Below are 21,372 nucleotides of genomic sequence, written 5' to 3'. Positions count from 1 at the left end.
TCGTTTTACTAATCACAACATCGTGTTTTATACTGTTTTATAACAGGTCAGATTTGTAGATGATACAACATTTTCAATCTATTAATCTTATAGTTAAATTTGGCGTATAATACATATTTTTACTGGTTATTTAAAACTTACTTTTTAGAAATGTGGTGACATCTTTGAGTTTACAAGGAAAAGCAAATATTTTAATGGTGATTGTTACAATGTTTTGGGGGCTATCGTATACATTCATGGTCATGGGCCTTGAGAGTTTGGAAGCTTTTAATGTTGTGGCACTTCGATGCTTAATCGCATTTATCATTGCAGGGCTAATCTTTTTACCGAAGATGTTGCGTGTAAATATTAAAACTATTTTATATGCATCGATACAAGGCTTTTTATTGTTCACGATATTTGCCTTATCCCTATTAGGATTAAAGACGACTTCTGCAGGTAACGCAGGCTTTATATTAAGTCTAACGGTTGTATTAGTACCAATCATGACAAGCTTCATTGAAAAACGGCTTCCTTCGCGAGCAGTGAGCTTTGCCGTTGTTGCTACGATGATTGGAATTACGGTTCTGACATTGAAAGAATCTCTGACATTCCAGACAGGAGATTTATTGGTTGCGATTGCAGCAGTTTGCTATTCAATCTATTTGATATTAAACAGCAAATTTACTAAAAATGTTGAATCTATTTCTTATGGTGTCTATCAGTTAGGTATTGCCGGCTTGTTTGGCGCAGTGTTCACAATGATGTTCGAATCTCCAATGTTCCCTTCCAATTCTTCAGGTTGGATTGCTGTACTTGGATTAGGTATTATCTGTACGGCATTTTGTTTTATTGCTCAGGCTGTTGTACAACAATATACTTCTCCCACACATACCGGGTTAATCTTTTCACTTGAACCGATTTTCGCAGCTCTTTTCGCCATGATTTTCCTGGGCGAAGGATTGACTGCACAGCTTGTGATTGGTGGCGCATTTATTTTAATCGGCAATACTGTTGCTCAGTTAGAACAATTTATAGCAATGAAAAAAATTCCGGCACCTACTCACTCTGAAACTACGTTATAATAGGTAGAGACATCGCATCGAGCGTGCAATGTCTCTTTTTTTATAAATTAATGATAGAATTAACTCTATTATTGTTCTATTTTTATGTAAAGTTTAATATAATGTAAAATGCAACAATTTTTCTGATAGTTCTAAAAACATAATCAGTTTTCATAATAACAATCTGACGTTATTATTATTAGTAGCAATACTGCGACATTAGTATTTAAAAGTTGTATTAAAGGAAGTGTTACAATGATTGGACGTAATGACCCATGTCTATGCGGTAGTGGAAAAAAATACAAAAAATGTTGTGAAGGAAAAAATCAAGTAACTTCACAAAACGTTTTCCAAGATGAAATCGAAAACGTATTACAAACTTTCTATAGTAATTACCCAGAACGAAAAGATATCCGTGAATTTATGGAATTGGTTCGTACATGGGCACCGAAACTAGAAAAAAAATTACACAAGGAATTAGTGGAAGCTGTTGCTTTGGACGAATACTTCTTCCATCAACGACCTGATATTTGGCAAAACTTCTTAGCAAAAACAGCTAAGAAAGCACTTCGCCCATCTATGATCGAATTATTGAAATCATGGGAACAGCCGATTTTCTTCATCGGAACTGTCGAAGATGTGCAAGATGATTACTTTACAGCTATCTCTGCTTTAACTGGCACAACATATCATATTCAGCGAGAAAGCCACAAATCAATCCCTCTAGGAATGCGTGTGTTCGCCTTTTTATTACCGGATGGTTCAAACAAGGAAAACCACGTATTAGCTGTCTCTACACTAATCTTCTTCCATAAAGAGCATGCGATTTCGTTTGAACAGTTTACAGAAGCGTACAAAACAAGTCGTTTACCTGTTGAGCAATTCACAAAAGAAAACCATTTATTATTATGGGAAGGTTTAGTCGAAAACGGCTATGAAGGGGAAGAATTTACACCTTTCGAGCAGGAAGTAGTCGAACAGTTAAAAGCATTCATGACTGAAAAAGCGATTAATAATGAGAGCTTCGTAGCGTTGGTTGAAGATTATTTAATCGAAAAGCAGCCTACAGCACGTAAAGCGGGAGCGATAGCAGCCGGTGCAGTAAGATTTGGTCAGGAGAACGATTTATTTGATCAAAAATTCACTGTAAAAGAAATTGGCGAAAGCTTCAGTGTTTCCCCATCTTCTTTAAATAAATATTATCAGGAATTAAATGCTTTCTATAATGAAAAGCAACTTGTTAATAGTTAAGTACAAAACAGAAAAGCTACTTTCGAGACGTCGAAAGTAGCTTTTTATTATGCTTTTTTTCATAATAAATTCACAAAAAAACAACTTGTAATATAGTAGTTATGCGCTACTCATTACAAGTTGTCTCTCCCTTTTTAATAAAAAAGGATTAAAAAATAAAGAAATTTTTCAACGGTAACCACTCCGCTGAAGTATTTACCTATTAAGAATAAATCTGTACCAGAGATTTATACTAGGTAAATAAGAAATACTTAATTATTATATCAAAAAAACATTATTATTCAATAGTAAGAAGAATGTTTTAAAATTATTATTTTTCGGAAACTTTCATTATCTCTTTTCCAAGAAACTGAAGCTGTTCCCCTACCGTACAAGATTCAATGCAGAAACGGTGTGCTCCATGTTTACCTCGTTCTTTTCGAAGGTCCTGAATGACTAGACAATCAGCACAGTACATATCCATTAATTCATCAATATCTTTCATAACATCTACTTTATTCAAGTCATGTACCTCCCATTAATTTGTTATACTATTGTACGCTATTTTTTTATTTTCTCCAACTTACATGTATTTGTTATACTTAAATGAACAGAACATAAAAGGAGCGAAATTATGCTAGAAGTCTATATAGATGGTGCCAGTGCCGGCAATCCAGGTCCTAGCGGGATTGGAATATTTATAAAAGGTGAAGGACAGCATGTAAAAATCAGTGAACCAATCGGTAATACGAACAATCATCAGGCTGAATTTACTGCGCTTTTACGTGGTTTGGAAGAAGCATTGAAAATCGGTTCTTCCTTTGTTTCCGTGCGCTCCGATTCAAAAATTGTTGTAAGCTCAATCGACAAAGCTTATGTGAAAAATGAGGACTTCAAACCTTATTTAGAGCAGGCCCTCTCATTGATCGAACAATTTGACCTATTTTTCATTAAATGGATTCCGGAAAAAGAAAACAAAGCAGCAGATGTTCTTGCACGTGAGGCCATATTGAAAAATAGTTAGGGCTCTTCCCTGAAGCAATTTGATAAGCGGTAAAAATTATTAAGAAATCCTTCATTTTCAACCAAATCAATATTCAAAAATCCCTAAAACTAATTGTGGCAAAAAACGATCCATCTATTCCAGTTAAGGAACGATGAATCGTTTTTATTATTGTTCAATTTTGTGTTTTTGACGATTAAGTACCAGCATATAAAGCGCAAATACGACAATGATGATGAATGCCGCAATGTAATATACAAATTCATAGCCAAGTTTCACTGCTACCATCCCCAATAAATATGACCCGATAGCAATCCCTATGTCAAACAGCGTAAAATAAGTGGCCGTTGCATAGCCGCTGCGCTGGATCGATGTTGACTGGATACAGAGTGACTGGAAACTTGTTGTTAACGTACCGTACCCTGCACCGATAAAGATTGCCGATAATAAGAACGGTATTTCCTGATCTGCATTCCCTAGAATAATCAGCCCTAATGCAAAAATAAAGAAGGACGGAATAATAACAAATTTTGCGCCTATTGTATCATAGATTCTTCCTGTAAACGGACGAACCGAAATCATTGCAACTGCAAATACCGCAAAGAAATAACTTGCAACACTCAGCAAGTCTTTCTGCTCGGCATACAGAGATAGAAACGACAGAACACTCGCATAAGAAAACGCGATCAAGCTAGCTAACGCGGCAAGTGGCAAGGCACTTCGTTCAAATAAATCATTAAATGAAAATTTAAAGCTGCGGTCTGTTACTACTGGTTTTGGCAAGTCCTTTGTTTGAATAGTTAATGCCAGTAAACCGCCAATTGCTACCAATACAGATAATACGATAAATAGCATATCAAATCCTGAATATTGAATAATGAGCAACCCAATAAAAGGACCGAATACGACAGCTAAGTTCGTAGACATTGCAAAATAGCCCAATCCTGCTCCTTTACGTCTTTTCGGAATAATATCGGCTGCTAAAGAGCCCGATGCAGTCGTTGCAATACTAAACCATATCCCTTGGAAAAAACGAAGTGCAAGCAAAAGCAGAAAAGGTTTAAAAAATAAGTACAACACTGTGCATGCAAAGTAAAGTACAAGACTTAAAATCAACAATCGCTTCTTGCCAAAGAGATCTAGCAGTTTTCCGCTGAATGGACGAACGATAATCGCTGAAATTAAAAATACCGTGACAAGGAGTCCGGAATCGTCATCCGATTTCCCTAACTCGCCGATAGCATATAATGGCAATGTTGTGATTAATCCGTAAAACACAAGGAATATGGACATATTTGTAAAGAATAGACTAATAAATCGTTTCGTGAAAATTTTATTTGTTTGTTCTTGAAGCTCCATTTATTCTAACCTTCCATCTTTTTTAGTAAGTGAATTAGGAGCACCTGTTCTTCCTCAGACAGATTATCAGTCATTTTTTTCTCGAACGAAACAACGGATGCTTCTATTTGAGGAAATTGTTCAATTGCTTTGGTCGTTAAATCAATCATTTTTTCACGTTTATCCGCTCCGTGAACTCTCTCCACCCATCCAAGCGTCTCCAGACGAGTGACTGTTCGCGTAACAGTTGGCGCTTCTACATCAAGGTATTTCCATATAGCTGTGAGTGTCATTGGTCCGTTTTGATGCAATAAAAAAAGAACCGTCCATTGTGAGCTGAATAGTCCATGCTGTTTTAAAACATCATTTAACTGATTTACTAAATAACGATTTTGCTGAAAAAATATATGAAATAACGGATTCATCGCAATCACTCCTTATTTACCTAACTAAATAATTTACTTTCCCATTCTACGCTTCCTAAAAACCTAAGTAAAGTAATTGAGATAAAAATGGCAAAAAAGAAGCATTTAAACTATGTTGCTAGCCTAAATGCTGTCCTTTATTTTCTGCTGTGCTCACGAATATTCAACAATGCACCAATTGCACCGGAAAATCCGCAATCCTCTAAGAAAATAGGTTTATGTTTTTTTAATATAGTATAATGTTCAATTACCTTTACAAGCTGTTCATTGTCGATCAGCGTTGATCCTATATATACGATATGCTCTGTCTCATGCTGTACGGCAAGCTGAATACTTAACGTGGAAATCACTTCACCGATGAGACCCTGTGTTGTTGCCAGTACATTATTTTGTTCAAATTCACGTTGATCGGTAATCCCGACCTTTCCGAAATTACTGGCTGTTAAATTCCCGTCAATCGGTGTATCCATTCCTTGATAGATATCTTTTACGAGTAAATCAATGCCTTCCCGCTTTCCTTTGAAAGCGTTTGCTTTTATCTCATCAAAATCTGAAATTCCGGTCATAATCGTTGATAGTCCAATCAGGGTACCTCCGCCTACTCCAGTACCGCCAACCCTGGCATGAGTATTGCCATCCATATAATGAATCGATGTACCCGTACCGATATTTGTAATGATACTTTGATCAATTGTGTGGCCTTCTTTCTCCAGCAAATAGCGCACACCTTTTAAAGTTGCTTCAAATTCTACAATATATTCAATCGACTTCATCGTCTTTAAAACGTCCAGCAATTGCTCTGTGCGTCCTCCAGTTAAGCCGATTTCTTCCACTTGAGGATGATTTTCCAACCATTCTTTTACTAAATGCATTTCGTTAGATGGAAAGACCGTTAATTTAAGCTCCTGACGTTCATCTAAATAGGCAAGCTTCGTTAACGTACCCCCTGTATCAATTCCGATCCATGCTGACATAAATTAATCTCCTTTATTATCCCACGAGTGATTCGTCCCCCCCTATCATAACGTAATAGGAGTCGGCATTAAAGAAAAAATTCTCCTAAAAACGGAGAATTTATTATACTTGTATTATATTTTCCTCGATTAATGCCCGTTTATAAAACTCAGAAACAAACATATGCTCATACTTATTAAGTAAACGTAAAACCCTTGCTTCGTATGTATTTGTAGGTTCATCATCCAAATTAAATCTTGCAATAATCTCTTCTTTTTTCAATAAATTTACTAATGTCATCACTTCTGTTTTTGGTAAAGTTACTTGATGTAACTTCAATATTTTTGACATTGAACGTAATGCCGTTCGTGAAATTAAAATTTTACCGGACATATTTTCGGAAATCTGTTGCAACAGCTGCTTTGCCTGCACATTCGGTTTAATCGAAACTTTTTCCACTGTTATCATTTCCCCATCTTCTCCTTGACGTTCAACCATTTGAACAGTAAAAGGAAGCTCATCACGGAAAGTTTCCATTGATTGAATCGTTATCCCGTTATCCTCGATTTTGCAATTTGTCGCAGAAATGACAAGCTCATATGTCGTTTCCAGCATTTTGAAATTTGTCAGCAATAAAATAAAATCATTCGTCTGCTGCTGTTCAATGATTTTATCTCCATCCACTTTAACAAAGATTGAGAGCAGACTTGCCGCATCAGCTAATGCCCGGTGCTGTGTTTCATTTTCCAATCCAAGCTGTGCCATTAACCCGCCTAATGAAGGCTGCTCTTTTAAACCGTTTGCAATCATATATTTTTGCTGAAAATCGATCATTGGATATAAGCAATCGTTTTTTATGTAATTGCGTGACAGCTCTTCTTCTAATACTTTCCGATCAAATTCACCAAATGTTAAAAATACATAATCCTGCTTACACCAGCGTTTAAATTTAGTAAAAGCTTCTTTAAAAGAAGGTGCATCAACTAGCTGCTCTGTAGTAATACCAGTTAACTTTTGAATATGCGCATTCAGCTTTTTGAATTTATAAGGCTGAATAAGCTGCGTAAATGTTTCTGTTGTACCATCTGGCAACCATTTAACCGCACCAATTTCAATAATATACTGCTTACCGCGTATAAGGGCGGCTTCTATATCTATACTTATATATGTTTTCGTTCGTCCCAAATTTTTCACCTACACCGAATATATCTATATTTAATAGGTAATGAGTATTCCTATTAAAGATTAACCTCTTTTATTGTATATGAAAATTTGTGATATGACACGATAATGTTCGTTTATTCCATACAATTCGTGTTAAAAGGCTCGAAAAAATGTGATTTTCTTATAAATACTTATCATTGCCATTAACTAACCTTCAAATTTATTTTAACAAACCATTAATGAACCTGGTTTTTAGTTTTTCCCAATCTTCCACAATGACACTATACATAATGGTATGACGAATTGTTCCTTCTTTTCGAATCATATGATTGCGTAAAACGCCTTCTTTTATTGCACCAATGCGTTCAATGGCTTTTTGTGAACGGTAATTTTCGTGCCCTGTTTTAATTTGAATACGATTTAAATTAAGTACTTCAAAACAGTATTGGAATAATAAAAACTTACAATTTGTATTAATCGCTGAACGCCAAACAGTCGGGTTATACCACGTAGCCCCTATTTCCAGCCGTTTATGGGGAAATGAAATATCAAGAAAAGATGTACAGCCTACAATGTTATCCGTTTTTTTCTCGATCACCGCAAACATATACGAAATGCCTTTTTCTCTTTCTTTAATCGCATTTTCGATATAATTCTCAACTGCTTCCTGCGTAAGCAATGTTACCGACATATGCTCCCAAATCCGCTCGTCATTCGCAGCATTTGCAATAGCTTCAATATCGCTCATTTGGACCGGTCTTATTTTGACGATGTCGTTTTCTACTATTATTTCTTCCATAAATTTCTCCTTTTCACTTGGTCAAATCTCAGCAATTTCAAATAATTGTTCGTCATAATCGAACATTGCATTTTTCATTACTGTACTTTTAAAAAGTTCGGTTACTGTATAAGCAGCCTGCTCAATCGCTGTAGTGCCTACTAATGTCGGATAACTACCCATTAATTGTGTTACAAAATCGTTTTCTAATGTATGGTAGGCTTTAAATTGATGAAGCTTTTTTTGTTCATTTAATATTTGGACTGTTAACGTCAACTCCCGCAATACTTCAAGCATCTTCATCGCATATATTAAATTCCCGCGTCGAACTTCAATACGCAACTTTCTCAAATGATAGGCATATTCAAATGTAATATTGAACTTTTTCATATAAGGCTGATCTTGCTTTAAAAAATTTTCATTTTCTTCAATCATTTTTGACTGAACTCCACCATTACGATCAAAAACAAGTTTCCATAAAGGGGATTTTACATTCAGATGAGTGGTTGATAATACAGATAAATTCATTTCTAGTCCATTTTCAAAGAAAGGTATAAGTAAAAAAATCTCATCGCTGAACTTTCCTTCCTTTATATAAAAAGCACCCATCCTTTGTAGCTCAGCTTTAATGAAATCTTTTGCCAAACTTACCTGTTCTGTCGTTGCTATCATTAAATCAATATCAGAGTATCGATCACTGTAGCCAATAGTTCCAGAGCCTAACTGGATAATGCCTTCCACATCCTGGATTCCTTTAATCTTAGATACTATATTTTGAAAATAATTTTCTCTTTCGTTCTTTGTATACATATAGCATGACTCCTATATTTACTATCGGATGGATTGCAGTTGAGATAGGTTGCGCACAAATTCCGAGAACTTTTCTTCTTCTTCAATAACCGGGTGGTGGTTACTTTCTGCAAATGTCGTCAATGTCGCATTCGCCATTAAATCCGCTGTTTCCACTGCAAATTCATATGGACATTGCGCATCGTATAAACCGCCGTATATATAAGATCTTGTTTTCACAGCCGGTAATTGTGGTCGCAAATCGAAGTTGGGCAGCTCTTTATATGAAAAATAATCCAGTCTTTTCGAAACTGTTTTTCCGCTGTTCGGACGACTTATCATATTGTCATAGTTTTGTTCTTTATATAACGACATAAGCGCCCATTCTTTAGAACCCGCTCTTCTTTGTTCGACCGTTGAAGATGGATCTCGAAGCATCGCTAAAATCTCAAGAATTCTTTTATTGTTCGGATTTTCCTTGCAGTAAATACTTGCGGGATGATGCATATATTCTGCAGAAGCACAAAGACCGCCAGCTACGAGAAATTCTACACTTTCCGGATGCAAAATAGCATAGTTTAATGCCAGCATCCCGCCTGTTGAATGTCCGGCAAATCCCCATATATCAAAACCTAATGCTAAACGTATTGCCTCCAGATCCTCTACGCTATCGTGCATGCCATAATTAAAAACAGACACATCATCCGTTGATTTTCCACAGCCACGTAAGTTCACTAAATGCACTTTATAATACGGGACAAACATTTCCGCAAAGCGATTCCCGTTTTCGTTAAATTCACTGTATAAATGCGTTACACAGACCGGATTCCCTTCGCCTTTTGAAAAAACTTCAAAAATTCCACGCTTCGTTTCAATTAGCTGCTGTTCCCACATAGTCCCACCCCTTATTTTTCCAATATTCTAATAAATTTTCGCATAGTTGGTCTGGGGATACAATGAGTATTTAATATTTTTATCTTTATATTTAAATATCGATTAAATACTGTTGTTGACTTTTAAATCGTTCAAAGAAAATTTTATTCTTTACATACTTTCCGGTGATTTTATTCCCAGTAACTTCAAACCATCCTTTAAAACGGTTGCTACTGCAAAACATAACTGTAAACGACTTTCTAGCTGTTCATCTTCCACTAAAATCTTTGTATTTGCATAATATTTATTGAATATCCGCGCTAATTGCAATACATATTTCGCAATTAAGGAAGGATCTACTTGTTCGAAACTATCTGTAATTACTTGAGGATATTGTTGCAGCAGCTTAATAACCTCCCAAGCTGAATTCTCTAATTCCATCACCGTTACTTCATTACTTGCTGTATACTTTGCTTTTTCTAAAATGGAATGGATCCGGGCGTGCGTGTATTGTACATAAGGACCTGTTTCACCTTCAAAATTCAACATTTGAGGTAATGAAAATTCAATATCGTTTAAGCGGAAGTTCTTTAAATCATTAAATATTACCGCGCCAATCCCTACTTGGTCAGCAACATTCTGTTTATTATTTAACGTCGGATTTTTTTCCTCTATATTTCTCGACGCTGTTTCCACTGCTTCTTTTAATACATCCTTCAATAAAATGACTCTGCCTTTACGTGTGGACATCTTTTTCCCATCTTTCAACATCATTCCAAATGGTACATGTTTCAGATTTCCCGACCATGGATAGCCCATTTTTGAGATAACTTGAAATACTTGTTTGAAATGCAGTGTTTGCTCATTCCCTACCACATAGAAAACTTGGGATGGTTCATATTGCGCCTGTCTATAAAAAGCTGCGGCTAAATCACGGGTAGCATATAATGTTGCACCATCTTGTTTTGTTATTAAACAAGGTGGCATATCTTCAAGCTCAACAACATTCGCACCATCCGACTCTGTGAGTAATTGCTTCTTTTTTAATTCATCAACAACAGACTGCATTTTTTCATTATAAAAAGCTTCCCCTTCATACGTATCAAACTGAATATGAAGCTGCTCGTAAATTTGCTTAAATTCTTGTAGTGAGGCACTTTTAAACCAGGTCCATAATGCCATTGCCCGCGGATCATTATCTTCGAGCGCTTTAAATGCCGATCTTGCTTCCTCATTTAAGGATTCATTTGTTTCTGCCTCATCATGGAACTTCACGTATAGCTTCAAAAGTTCTTCAATAGGTGATTGTTGAACACGTTCTTTTTCTCCCCACAATTGGAATGCCACAAGCAATTTACCGAATTGGGTACCCCAGTCGCCAAGATGATTTATCCGAATGACATTGTATCCGTTCTTTTCTGCAATATTTGCAAGAGCATTTCCAATGACCGTAGAACGAAGATGCCCCATTGAGAATGGCTTTGCAATATTCGGTGATGAAAAATCAATCACGATATTCTTCTGCTGTATTTCTTGTTGTCCATATGATTCGTGAGCGATCATAATTTTGGCCATGACGTCTCTTGTCACCTGTAACTTATTTAAAAATAAATTTATATAGCCTCCAACAACATGAACTTCCTGAATAAAATCACTTTTAATATTGTCGCCTATTTCTATAGCGATAACATTTGGGGCTTTCTTTAAAGATTTAGCAAGCGTAAAGCATGGGAAAGCTATATCCCCTAAATGCTGATACTTTGGCCTTTCTAATAGTTGTTCAATTTCGGTATTTGTTATTATTTTGTGCGGCAAAGCATCTTGAATAATTGATGCAATTTTTTTATACATATTATCTCCTCCCAATATAAAAAGCCCCCGTCTCAAAAATAGAGACGAGAGCTTCAAATTCCCGTGGTACCACTCTAGTTGCCACAAATTGTGACCACTTTCCATTAATAACGAGGTGACTCCCCGGCAGGTCCTACTTATGTTCAGACTGCTTCTCCAAAGTGCGCTTCATTTACATATTTTGCACCAGGCTCTCACCAATCCCCAGCTCGCTTACCAAAACAATTGTAAATTACTGTCTTTTTCATCGAATTTAAATTTACTGAATTATATCCATTAAGGATAATCAATGTCAATATAAATTGTATGTAAATTTAACTACTAAATAACCGATGTTATTAGATAATCTGAGGTGGATATTAGTCAATAGCGACTATATTTTAGAAAATTACCGGAAATATAGTCAGTATGCTAAGTTTTCACGTTACTAATGGGGCTTTCAAATACCTGAAATTGCCTTTATTAGAACAATTGCTACGTTTATTAGAAGATGCTTATGACATATTAGAACAACTGGACGCTTTATTCGACAATCTTGACCACTTATTTGAACAACTGACAACTATATTAGAAAATGAGGTTTTTATTAGAAGCTTTTAAAATATATTAGAACAATCCTCAAGTTTATTAGAAAATAAATTCACTCTGATCGCAACGCATAAAAAAACTACTGAAATCATTGTCTCAGTAGTTTTAGTTCAGTAAGCCTTTAGCAGCGGCATAACTTATATTTATTCATTTCCCTTAGTTTCAGGGATGCTTGAGAAAAATTTGCGTCCAATATAAGTTTGGACAATTAAGAATAACCCTCCGACTGCCCAGTACAGTGGGAGTGCAGCCATCGAAGACAATGAAATAATGACAATCATAATCGGCGATACGTAAATCATCAGTTTCATTTGATTCTTCTGAGCTTCTGGTACGGTTTGAAGCGAGACTTTCGCTTGTACAAAATAAACGACACCTGCGATTGCAGTCATCCAAATATCTGTAGAGCCAAGGTCAAACCATAGGAATGAATGTGTTTTAATTTCAGCTGAATATAAAATCGCATAGTATAAGCCCATAATAATCGGCATTTGTATAAGCGCTGGCAGGCAGCCCATATTTAACGGATTAATATTATGTTCTTTGTAGAGCGACATCATTTCCTGCTGAACTGTCATTCTTTCTTCCGGAGTTTTTGCTGCTTTTAAACGTGTCTGGATATCCTCCATTTGCGGGCGGACAAAATCCATTTTCACTTTCATTGTAGCTTGACTGCGGTAAGTTTTAAGCATAAACGGCATTAGTACGAGACGAATAATTAAAATAATAGCAATAATAGCCAAACCATAGCTGCCGTTAAATAATTCACCAAATGTGTTTAGTGTCCAATCCATCGGACGTACAAATGTTGAATAGAAGAAGCCTTCTTTGTTCTCAACACTCTCACAACCTGCCAGTAAAAGTGGAACGGTTAGAAGGAAAACACTAAGTTTTAAGTTTTTCATAGTTCACCTGCTCAACAATCTTGTAATTCGTTTATATCTTAAAATATTTTTCAAAAAAAGAACAGTAATTACTCTTATAAATATTAAGTATTTTTAATATGAACGCAATAAAAATTAATATTTTTTACACTTGCACTCCCAGATCTCCGGTGTTATGCGGTTTAGGAGACATATTTATACATGTATTCATCCGTATCGCATTCCCTACTTCTTTAACAGGCTTCCTAAAATTTCATTGTTATGTGTTCCTGCATGTACTCCGACTGTCCCATACGAAGCTTTGAAGAGATTGGACTTAATCGGACATGCAATTTGTTTTTGGGTTGTTCCATCCGGCTTTGCTATTTCCACAAACATATCCCGGTCCTTGAAAAGCGGATGTGCAACCGTTTCTTCAAAGGTCAATACCGGTTCAACACAAGCATCCACTTCGAAGAAAATAGATTGCCATTCATCAAGCGTCTTTTGCAGGAAAATACTTTGCAGCTGTTCTTTCATCTTTGCAATATCTTCCGGTTTATTACTCATCGCTAATGGAAGTAAATCCGGATGACCGATTGCCTGACATAACTGCTGTCTGAATTTCGGTTCAAGACTGCCGACAGAAAGGTATCGACCATCCAGCGTTTCATAATAACCATATAACGAGCCGCCGTTTAAAATTAGCTCTTCACGTGGCAGCGGTTTTCCTTCTGCTAAATAATCCTGGGCAAATAAGGCATTTAGCGTTAATGCGCAGTCCGTCATACTAATATCAAGATGCTGCCCTATCCCCGTTTTATCCCGATAAATGACAGCCGATAAAATACCGATCACTGCATGCATTGATCCACCTGCCAAGTCGGCCACCTGAAAACCTATATTTGCCGGGCCATTTTCTTTCGTGCCGGAGTAGCCTTGCACTCCCGACAAGGATACATAATTAATATCATGCCCGCCACGCTCACGATATAGACCTGTTTGACCATAGCCTGTAATGGAACAGTAAATTAAGCCAGGATTGATGGCTTTAAGCGTTTCATAATCGAGACCAAGGCGCGCCATCACGCCAGGCCGGAACTGCTCAACTACAATATCATATTGCTGCTCCTTTAATAGCTCCTTTAGCGATTTGACTACTTCCGGAGACTTCAAATCAACCGCCAGCGACTTTTTAGAGCGCTGCAAATATTCATTCGGCCCCCATTGCTTCCCTTCTTCTACCGGTTTGGTAACATGAACAACTTCCGCTCCAAGATCCGCCAGCATCATCGTCGCAAACGGGCCTGGCAATAATGTGGAGAAATCCAGCACTTTTAATCCTTTTAACAGCATAAATCTTTCATCCTTCCATATTAAATTAAAGGCCGTACTGAAAGCTGAACTTTCAACACGGCCCCCAAATGTTCCATTTATTGATTTGTGACTGGCTTCAAAAAATTTGGAGGGCGCTTTTCAAAGAACGCGCGGATGCCTTCATTTACTTCCCCTGTAGTAAATGTTTTCGCGAAGGCTTCCCGTTCTACTAATAACCCTTGTTCTAACGGCAATTCTTCCGCGGCTAAAATACTCTTTTTAATGAGGCCGATTGCTCCAATGGCACTTTGAGCAAGCGATGTTGCAAATGCGATTGCTTTTTCTTCCACTTCTTCCGGAGCTGCCGCTTCTGTAATTAAGCCGATTGCTGCTGCTTCCTCTGCTTTTAAACGTTTGCTTAAATACATTAATTCGCGCGCTTTTGCTCCGCCTACTAATCTCGTCATACGCTGTGTACCGCCAGCACCAGGCAATAATCCCAATGATGCTTCCGTTAATCCGATTGTGCCGCCACCCATTATACGGAAGTCGCATGCAAGCACGAATTCACAGCCACCGCCTAATGCATGACCATTTATTGCTGCAATAGTTGGTACCCGCAATGCTTCCAACCGGTTGAAAATACCCTGCACATGTTTTGAACTTTCAGCAAAATCCACGTTATCATCAGAGCTGCCCATTGTACCCAGGTCTGCACCTGCAATAAAGATTTTCGGGTTGGCCGATTTGAACACAATGGCCCGGATTGCCGGATTTTTTTCGACTTCCTCTATCAGTTGCACTAAGTCCTGCTGAATTCCTGCATTTAATGTATTGGCAGGCGGATTATAAATTGTTACGACGTGTACACCGTAGTCAAGCTTCTCAATCGTCATTGTTTCAAGGTTCATCCGTCATCCTCCTTATCTTGGGGCCATGCGAATCGCTCCATCGAGTCGAATCGTTTCACCATTTAACATTGGATTTTCAAAAATGGCCGTTACTAAATGGGCATATTCATCCGCTTCCCCTAAACGGGACGGGAATGGAATTTGTTTTCCTAACGCTTCCTTAACTGCTTGAGGCGCACTGTTCATTAAAGGTGTATCGAAAATTCCCGGTGCAATCGTCATAACGCGGATGCCATAGCTAGCCAAGTCCCTTGCGATTGGTAATGTCATCCCTACGATTCCACTTTTGGATGCAGAATAGGCAGCCTGACCGATTTGTCCATCGAACGCCGCGACAGAAGCTGTATTCACAATAACCCCGCGTTCCCCGTGTTCATTCGGTTCATTTGTCATCATGGCAGCTGCAGCTAAACGGATGACATTAAATGTACCAACTAAATTAACTTGGATAATATAATTAAATTCATCTAATGGGAATACACCTTTTCTGCCCACTACACGTGTTGAAGTACCAAGACCTGCACAATTCACAACACCTTGGATCGAACCGTATTTTTCTACTGTACCGTTAATTGCTGCCTGTACGTCTTCTTCCTTCACAACATTCGTTTTAAAAAATAAACCATTCAATTCATCGGCTACCGCTTGCCCCTTTTCTTCGTTTAAGTCCAATATGATAGGATAGCCTCCAGCAAATGCAATCTTTCGGGCAGTTGCTTCACCTAAACCAGATCCTCCACCCGTCACGATAATTGCCTTTTGGTCAAAATTCATCTATTAACCCCTCCTTATTCCTGTTCAATCATTAACCTATTTGTCATTTAGGGCTACGCAATAAGCGGCTCGTCCATAACGACATAATCTGCGTTCTAGTTCATGTACTGAAGTTTATGAACTCCGACCAGCCGACGCTTCTTATTTAGGCATTGCGTTTTTGTCTAAGTCTTTCAAAGCGGTCTTCAGAATTTTACCTGTTCCGGACTTTGGAATTTCTTCAATGAAAATTATATAATCCGGCACTTTGTATTCGGCAAGTTTCGCTTTGCAGTATTCACGAACATCATCTTCTATTAGCTCGGTGTCTTTCGATACGACATACGCTACCGTTTTTTCACCGAATACCGGGTCCGGTCTGCCGATTACAGAGCATTCTACGACCGCCGGGTGCTGATAGAGCAGCTCCTCTATTTCACGAGGATAAATATTAAACCCGCCACGAATAATGATGTCCTTTTTACGGTCAACGATAAAGTGATAGCCTTCTTCATCACGGTACGCCAAGTCTCCTGTATACAACCAGCCGTCCCTAATCGTATTTGCGGTCTCGTCCGGCTTCTTGTAGTACCCCTTCATCATATTCGGCCCTCTAAATAAGATTTCGCCTACTTCATGATTGGCTACTTCATTGCCTTCGGGATCTACCAGTCTCAAATCGATTCCCGGTAATGGCATCCCGACTGAATTGACTTTTTTCGGTAAGCTTCGGTGTGTTGTCATCAGCATGACCGTACTTTCGGTTAAACCATATCCTTCAGAAATACTGACACCGAACGATTCATTCGTCTTATGCAATAGCTCCGCTGGTAAACTTGCCCCACCTGAACCAGCTGTCCGTAATTTTGAGAAGTCCAGTTGCTCTACTAAATGAGGAACCTGAGCAAAAAAGGCATACATTGTCGGCACACCTAAAAATATTGTAATTTCATGTTCGGCAATCGCTTTTAATGTTTCAACCGGGTGGAAACGTTCTTCCAAATAGATTGCACATCCATGAGCTATCGGTGCCAGGAAGCCTTGAAGTTTTGCATAAGCATGGAACAATGGTAATACACATAGGACACGATCACTTGGAACTAACTGGTTGTATACGGCTGCTGTAATCGCCATCCAGTTTAAATTACCGTGTGTTATCATGGCGCCTTTCGGATTACCGGTTGTACCGGAAGTATAGATGATTTGTGCGACGTCAGATTCATGAAGGGGGACAATTTCTGAAATAGAGGCAGATGTATCTAGCTGATGCCATGATAAATATCGTTCATCTACATGATCACCGTAATTAATAATTGTTTTGACTGTTTTGAATTGATCCATTGCGTTTTCGATAACCGGTTTCGCCGTATCTTCAATAATCAACAATTCAACTTCCGAATCGTTTACGATATATGTTACTTCCTGCTCTTTAAATGTAGGGTTGATCGGAACGACCGTACCTCCATTTGCTAAAATAGCAAAATACGTAATAATATATTCCGGACGATTTGTCATCATTAATGCCACATTCGCACCTTTTGTGACACCCTGATCTTTCAATCCTGCAGCGATATTGTAAACTTTATCTTGTAATTCTTTATAAGTAAGTAGAGCTCTTTTGAAGTGGATGACAGGTTGATCTGGCAAACGGGAAGTTGTTGAAGTAAGCAATTCAACAATATTCATAATAGTAACCTCCTACTTTCAAATTTTCGATCAAAGGAAAGGAGGCCCCCCTTTCCTCAAGAGCGCTTTCTTTAAATTAAATACTTACTTTAGAACTGATTACTTCTTTAGAAACGTTTACAATGATGTCATCAGGAATACGGAAACTTAACGACGAAGGATCGTTTTGAACAGCAGGCACAAGTTGCGGAATATCTGCCGCATCAATATTAAACTCGTCAAAGCTTGGCGGCAGATTTACTGCATTTCTTAAGTCAACAATTACATTTATGCACTCATCCAATGTATCTTGCGGATTTTCTGCGTTTGGAATAATTCCCAGTGCAGGTGCAAATGCATTCACTTTCGGTAAATACATGCTCGGCATATTTTTCATTACACTCGGCATGAGAACTGCATTTGCCAGCCCATGTGGAATGCCGTACTTCGCGCCATACGTATGGGCTATATTGTGGATTGGGATATTGGCCATCGCCGATTGGAAACTTGTAATAGCCATTGCACTTGCTTGTAGCATATTCGCACGTGCAGCCACATTTTTCCCATCACGCACAGCCGTAGTCAAATTTTCGACAATGATTTTTGCGGCATGCAGTGCAAATGCATCCGAGAAATTCGTTGATTTTGTTGAGAAAAATCCTTCTACAGCATGTGTCAGTGCATCCATACCAGTAAACGCTGTTACTCTTGGCGGTAAACCAACAGTTAAGTCAGGATCTAATACCGCAATATCAGAACTCAAATACGGATTCATTAAATTGCACTTCAGGTTCAGCAATTCATTGAATACTACTGAAATACTGGAGATTTCAGAACCCGTTCCAGCTGTAGTAGGAATTGAAATATGCGGAATACCAAGCGGCTTTGCATCCGGCCAAACTTCTAAAACGTTCCCTGTTAAAATATACTCAACTTCGTTAACACCATTGTAAAGAGCCCATTTGACAGTTTTAGCTGTATCAATAACACTCCCGCCGCCAATTGCAATAATGGAGTCGCCATTGCATTCTTTAAAATATTTCAGGCCTCTGTTAATATTGCTCGATTTCGCATCTTGCTGAATATCATCAAATACACCAGCCAGCTTTATGCCAGGAACCATATCAAATAAGCTTTTGATTTTTTGTGTTAAGCCTGCATCCGTCAATCCTTTATCAGAAAATAGAACAGGGCGCTTTCCACCTAAACCTTGGATTAGATCGGGTACTAAAATATGTGAACCTGCACCACTTCGGATTTCAGGGCGATGTGTGAATTCAAAATAGGAAGTCGTTTTCATCGTATCTCTCCATTCATTTTTCGATTAAAAGATTAGTCCTAAAGCTGGGCGCTGTGCATTTTCCGTCGTAAGTGAAGTGCAAATATTTTTAAGCTCTGTGTAGTCATCAAACACTTGAGCTCCCTGTTCACGACCTAAGCCACTTTGCTTATAGCCACCGAATGGAGCATCTGTACGGAAAATATGCCAGTCATTGATCCAGATTGTTCCGGCATTGATTTTCGTAGCAATTTCATTTGCTTTCGTCACATCACGGCCCCAAACACCGCCTGTTAATCCATATTCCGTATCATTTGCGATGGCGATTGCTTCTTCTTCTGTTGAATATTTAATCACGCATAATACCGGCCCAAAGATTTCTTCTCTCGCAATCTTCATATCATTCGTCACATCTGCGAAAATCGTCGGCTCGATGAAATACCCGTTCTCCAGCCCTGGACCTGCTGCACGTTTACCGCCACATACAAGTTTTGCTCCCTCATCAATACCAGACTGAATATAGTCGAGGATCTTATTCATCTGTGTTTCCGAGATGACCGGTCCCATTCCAGTCGTCATATCAAGCGGCTGTCCAAGTTTTATTTTCTTCGTTGTCTCAACTAGTTGTTGCACGACAATGTCATAAATGGATTCATGTACGATGAGACGTGTACTCGCTTCGCATACTTGTCCTGAATGGAAAAATACGCCGAGCAGAATTCCTGGGATAGCCACTTCGAGATTTACATCAGGAAGCACGATTGCAGGCGCCTTCCCTCCAAGTTCAAGCGTAACTTTCTTAACTGTACCTGCAGCTTGTGCCATAATTTTTCTGCCTACTTCTGTAGATCCAGTAAACGCCACTTTCGATACATCTGGATGTGTAACAAGTGCATCGCCCACTTCAGCTCCAGGACCTGTTACGACATTAATAACCCCTGGTGGAATACCTGCTTCAACTGCTAATTGTGCAAGCTTCAATGTACCTAATGGTGTATTGGAAGCCGGCTTAATAATGATGGAGTTCCCCATCGCAATTGCCGGTGCGATTTTCCACATCGCTAAAACTAGCGGGAAGTTAAATGGTGTAATCGCCGCTACTACTCCGAGTGGTTCGCGAACAAGCAGACTACGATTTGCACCTAATTGTTCGTTGACCGGAAGAGCTGTTACTGCCTCATATTTCAGCGATAAATCCGCTGTTTGAGTAAGAGAAAGCACTAACTGCCGAATATCTGCGCCACCCAATTTACGTAGTGTCGCCCCCGTACTAATCCCTTCTAAGAAAATGATTTCCTGCGCATGCTGTCTGATTTTCCCCGCAAATTGCATCATGATCTGTGCACGTTCTGCCTGCGTTTTCCCTGACCAGACACCTGATTCAAAAACTTCTTTCGCATTTTGAACCGCATTATTCACATCGTCCTGATTTCCTTTTGAAACTTTCGCTACGACTTCTGAAGTAGCCGGATTGATCACATCAAAAAATTCACCTGAAGCAGGTGGTGTCCATTCACCATTGATAAACTGCGGAAAGATCTTAACTTGTACGTCTGTCGTCATCCTTCATCCCCCTCTAAATAGCAAACTGTTTATTACAGCGTCTGAATGAATACTTCCTATACTTCTTCTAATGCAATGTCCGTATTATAGATTTCTTCTAACGTCTTTCCTTTAGCTCGGGAAAGCACTGTCAGACGTGCCTGTAATTGCTTCATGGCAAATTCCATCGATTTTCCTCGTTCAATTCCAAGACTTGTTACTTGTTTGTCTTCTTTTCCTTCTGTTAACATCATCGCAATCGGTAACAGCTCCTGCAGTCTTTGCTGTACGCGTTCAAACAGCTCCAGTTCAGGATTCTCACTAATTAGGCGCTGAATGAGGAATGTACCAAAACCTATATGACGTCCTTCGTCACGCTTAACGTTTCGAATTCCTGATATAAATCCCGGGAACAAATTTGCGCTTGATAGTGCTTCATGGAAGAACCAGTAACCTGTTTCAGCCAAAACACCTTCTGCAAAAATATTATACGTAACCGCAGCATCTATCATTGCTTCCGGTGACTGATCTTCAATCAATCTGCCCATCACTGCTGGCAGCGTTTCATCAAATAGCTTCCGGTAGCCTGGTGTCAGTAAATGAGTCAAATCATCCTTTACGCCGATTTCTTCCAGGAACAGACTGAAAAATTCAGCATGCTTCGCTTCTTCAAAAAGGAAAGTTGTTAAATAAGATTCCTCTTCGAACCATCCCTTTTTAGAAACCGCCATAATCATCGGTAAAATATCTTGTGTGACCGCTTCTTCACCGCCAATAAATTGAGCAAACTGAGTAAGCACCTCTAATTGCTGTTCTTCATTTAATTTCTTCCAATCTTCTTTATCTTGCGTAAAGTCGATATCTACCGGATTCCAGATTCCGAACTTTTTTGCCTTTTGATACAAATTATACGGTAGTGAATTTTTGTTGATTTCCTGTTTAGTAGTGACGTATTCTCTCATTGCGAGCTCCTCCTTAAATTTTGTTTGTTACTCCATAACTGCGT

Annotated in this window: 20 protein-coding genes and 1 other annotated feature; of the genes, 3 read left to right on the top strand and 17 right to left on the bottom strand. The window is 38.5% G+C overall.

Going from position 1 to position 21,372, the window contains the following annotated elements; genetic code table 11:
* Positions 1–164: 164 nt before the first annotated feature.
* On the top strand, positions 165–1,064 hold the full coding sequence (locus tag MHH44_RS07710; protein ID WP_340734912.1) for a DMT family transporter: 900 nt from the start codon (positions 165–167) through the stop codon (positions 1,062–1,064).
* A gap of 234 nt (positions 1,065–1,298) precedes the next feature.
* A complete protein-coding gene (locus tag MHH44_RS07705; protein ID WP_008404739.1) occupies positions 1,299–2,294 on the top strand; it encodes a YecA family protein in 996 nt (331 codons plus the stop codon).
* Between the two features lie 310 nt (positions 2,295–2,604).
* Here MHH44_RS07705 and MHH44_RS07700 read toward each other — a convergent pair whose 3' ends face one another.
* The gene (locus tag MHH44_RS07700) at positions 2,605–2,796 is read right to left on the bottom strand and encodes a zinc-finger domain-containing protein (RefSeq protein WP_008404740.1); all 192 of its coding nucleotides are present in this window, start codon (positions 2,794–2,796) and stop codon (positions 2,605–2,607) included.
* A 111-nt stretch (positions 2,797–2,907) separates the two neighbouring features.
* On the opposite strand from MHH44_RS07700, the gene MHH44_RS07695 reads away from it, so the two are divergent.
* Positions 2,908–3,297, top strand: a complete 390-nt coding sequence (locus MHH44_RS07695) for a reverse transcriptase-like protein (protein WP_339264201.1) — start codon at positions 2,908–2,910, stop codon at positions 3,295–3,297.
* A 147-nt stretch (positions 3,298–3,444) separates the two neighbouring features.
* Here the strand turns inward: MHH44_RS07695 and MHH44_RS07690 are convergent, their stop codons facing one another.
* The 16 genes from MHH44_RS07690 to MHH44_RS07615 form a co-directional block, all read right to left on the bottom strand.
* Positions 3,445–4,635, bottom strand: a complete 1,191-nt coding sequence (locus MHH44_RS07690) for an MFS transporter (protein WP_251688694.1) — start codon at positions 4,633–4,635, stop codon at positions 3,445–3,447.
* Between the two features lie 5 nt (positions 4,636–4,640).
* Entirely contained in the window at positions 4,641–5,039 is a 399-nt protein-coding gene (locus tag MHH44_RS07685) for a MarR family winged helix-turn-helix transcriptional regulator (RefSeq protein ID WP_014824240.1), read from the bottom strand.
* 137 nt (positions 5,040–5,176) lie between these two features.
* The gene (gene coaW / locus MHH44_RS07680) at positions 5,177–6,013 is read right to left on the bottom strand and encodes a type II pantothenate kinase (RefSeq protein WP_014824241.1); all 837 of its coding nucleotides are present in this window, start codon (positions 6,011–6,013) and stop codon (positions 5,177–5,179) included.
* A 103-nt stretch (positions 6,014–6,116) separates the two neighbouring features.
* Entirely contained in the window at positions 6,117–7,187 is a 1,071-nt protein-coding gene (locus tag MHH44_RS07675; RefSeq protein WP_340798204.1) for a 3'-5' exonuclease, read from the bottom strand.
* Between the two features lie 190 nt (positions 7,188–7,377).
* Complete coding sequence (locus tag MHH44_RS07670) at positions 7,378–7,956, bottom strand: GNAT family N-acetyltransferase (RefSeq protein ID WP_340798203.1); 579 nt, start codon at positions 7,954–7,956, stop codon at positions 7,378–7,380.
* A 21-nt stretch (positions 7,957–7,977) separates the two neighbouring features.
* The gene (locus MHH44_RS07665; RefSeq protein ID WP_340798202.1) at positions 7,978–8,745 is read right to left on the bottom strand and encodes a hypothetical protein; all 768 of its coding nucleotides are present in this window, start codon (positions 8,743–8,745) and stop codon (positions 7,978–7,980) included.
* A gap of 21 nt (positions 8,746–8,766) precedes the next feature.
* Complete coding sequence (locus MHH44_RS07660; protein WP_340798201.1) at positions 8,767–9,618, bottom strand: alpha/beta fold hydrolase; 852 nt, start codon at positions 9,616–9,618, stop codon at positions 8,767–8,769.
* Positions 9,619–9,768: 150 nt separating this feature from the next.
* Positions 9,769–11,448, bottom strand: a complete 1,680-nt coding sequence (argS, locus tag MHH44_RS07655; protein ID WP_340798200.1) for an arginine--tRNA ligase — start codon at positions 11,446–11,448, stop codon at positions 9,769–9,771.
* Between the two features lie 37 nt (positions 11,449–11,485).
* Positions 11,486–11,705: a binding site (T-box leader), on the bottom strand.
* Positions 11,706–12,179: 474 nt separating this feature from the next.
* On the bottom strand, positions 12,180–12,941 hold the full coding sequence (yidC, locus tag MHH44_RS07650; RefSeq protein ID WP_008404756.1) for a membrane protein insertase YidC: 762 nt from the start codon (positions 12,939–12,941) through the stop codon (positions 12,180–12,182).
* A 204-nt stretch (positions 12,942–13,145) separates the two neighbouring features.
* Positions 13,146–14,255, bottom strand: coding sequence for a CaiB/BaiF CoA transferase family protein (locus MHH44_RS07645; RefSeq protein ID WP_340798199.1), 1,110 nt, complete (start codon positions 14,253–14,255; stop codon positions 13,146–13,148).
* A 77-nt stretch (positions 14,256–14,332) separates the two neighbouring features.
* Positions 14,333–15,127, bottom strand: coding sequence for an enoyl-CoA hydratase/isomerase family protein (locus MHH44_RS07640; RefSeq protein ID WP_340798198.1), 795 nt, complete (start codon positions 15,125–15,127; stop codon positions 14,333–14,335).
* 12 nt (positions 15,128–15,139) lie between these two features.
* Positions 15,140–15,901: a 3-hydroxyacyl-CoA dehydrogenase gene (locus MHH44_RS07635; RefSeq protein ID WP_340798197.1), complete on the bottom strand. Its 762-nt coding sequence runs from the start codon at positions 15,899–15,901 to the stop codon at positions 15,140–15,142.
* Positions 15,902–16,042: 141 nt separating this feature from the next.
* Positions 16,043–17,566 carry a class I adenylate-forming enzyme family protein gene (locus tag MHH44_RS07630; protein ID WP_340798196.1) on the bottom strand — a complete coding sequence of 508 codons (1,524 nt, stop codon included), beginning with the start codon at positions 17,564–17,566 and terminating at the stop codon, positions 16,043–16,045.
* Positions 17,567–17,642: 76 nt separating this feature from the next.
* Positions 17,643–18,845 (bottom strand): iron-containing alcohol dehydrogenase, encoded by a 1,203-nt coding sequence (locus MHH44_RS07625; RefSeq protein WP_340798195.1) that lies wholly within the window; start codon positions 18,843–18,845, stop codon positions 17,643–17,645.
* 24 nt (positions 18,846–18,869) lie between these two features.
* A complete protein-coding gene (locus MHH44_RS07620; RefSeq protein ID WP_008404766.1) occupies positions 18,870–20,387 on the bottom strand; it encodes an aldehyde dehydrogenase family protein in 1,518 nt (505 codons plus the stop codon).
* A gap of 56 nt (positions 20,388–20,443) precedes the next feature.
* On the bottom strand, positions 20,444–21,328 hold the full coding sequence (locus tag MHH44_RS07615; protein WP_008404767.1) for a R2-like ligand-binding oxidase: 885 nt from the start codon (positions 21,326–21,328) through the stop codon (positions 20,444–20,446).
* Between the last annotated feature and the right edge of the window lie 44 nt (positions 21,329–21,372).

This window comes from Solibacillus sp. FSL K6-1126 (genome assembly GCF_038003445.1).
Lineage (GTDB): Bacteria > Bacillota > Bacilli > Bacillales_A > Planococcaceae > Solibacillus > Solibacillus silvestris.
Note: the sequence above shows the minus strand (reverse complement) of the source record. Positions and strands in the feature narration are given on the sequence as shown.

Excerpts from the sequence above, each read along its gene's own strand:
- MHH44_RS07705 (WP_008404739.1), top strand. The coding sequence starts at position 1,299 with ATGATTGGACGTAATGACCCATGTCTATGCGGTAGTGGAAAAAAATAC.
- MHH44_RS07695 (WP_339264201.1), top strand. The coding sequence starts at position 2,908 with ATGCTAGAAGTCTATATAGATGGTGCCAGTGCCGGCAATCCAGGTCCT.
- MHH44_RS07690 (WP_251688694.1), bottom strand. The coding sequence starts at position 4,635 with ATGGAGCTTCAAGAACAAACAAATAAAATTTTCACGAAACGATTTATT.
- MHH44_RS07685 (WP_014824240.1), bottom strand. The coding sequence starts at position 5,039 with ATGAATCCGTTATTTCATATATTTTTTCAGCAAAATCGTTATTTAGTA.
- coaW (WP_014824241.1), bottom strand. The coding sequence starts at position 6,013 with ATGTCAGCATGGATCGGAATTGATACAGGGGGTACGTTAACGAAGCTT.
- MHH44_RS07670 (WP_340798203.1), bottom strand. The coding sequence starts at position 7,956 with ATGGAAGAAATAATAGTAGAAAACGACATCGTCAAAATAAGACCGGTC.
- MHH44_RS07665 (WP_340798202.1), bottom strand. The coding sequence starts at position 8,745 with ATGTATACAAAGAACGAAAGAGAAAATTATTTTCAAAATATAGTATCT.
- MHH44_RS07660 (WP_340798201.1), bottom strand. The coding sequence starts at position 9,618 with ATGTGGGAACAGCAGCTAATTGAAACGAAGCGTGGAATTTTTGAAGTT.
- argS (WP_340798200.1), bottom strand. The coding sequence starts at position 11,448 with ATGTATAAAAAAATTGCATCAATTATTCAAGATGCTTTGCCGCACAAA.
- yidC (WP_008404756.1), bottom strand. The coding sequence starts at position 12,941 with ATGAAAAACTTAAAACTTAGTGTTTTCCTTCTAACCGTTCCACTTTTA.
- MHH44_RS07645 (WP_340798199.1), bottom strand. The coding sequence starts at position 14,255 with ATGCTGTTAAAAGGATTAAAAGTGCTGGATTTCTCCACATTATTGCCA.
- MHH44_RS07640 (WP_340798198.1), bottom strand. The coding sequence starts at position 15,127 with ATGAACCTTGAAACAATGACGATTGAGAAGCTTGACTACGGTGTACAC.
- MHH44_RS07635 (WP_340798197.1), bottom strand. The coding sequence starts at position 15,901 with ATGAATTTTGACCAAAAGGCAATTATCGTGACGGGTGGAGGATCTGGT.
- MHH44_RS07630 (WP_340798196.1), bottom strand. The coding sequence starts at position 17,566 with ATGAATATTGTTGAATTGCTTACTTCAACAACTTCCCGTTTGCCAGAT.
- MHH44_RS07625 (WP_340798195.1), bottom strand. The coding sequence starts at position 18,845 with ATGAAAACGACTTCCTATTTTGAATTCACACATCGCCCTGAAATCCGA.
- MHH44_RS07620 (WP_008404766.1), bottom strand. The coding sequence starts at position 20,387 with ATGACGACAGACGTACAAGTTAAGATCTTTCCGCAGTTTATCAATGGT.
- MHH44_RS07615 (WP_008404767.1), bottom strand. The coding sequence starts at position 21,328 with ATGAGAGAATACGTCACTACTAAACAGGAAATCAACAAAAATTCACTA.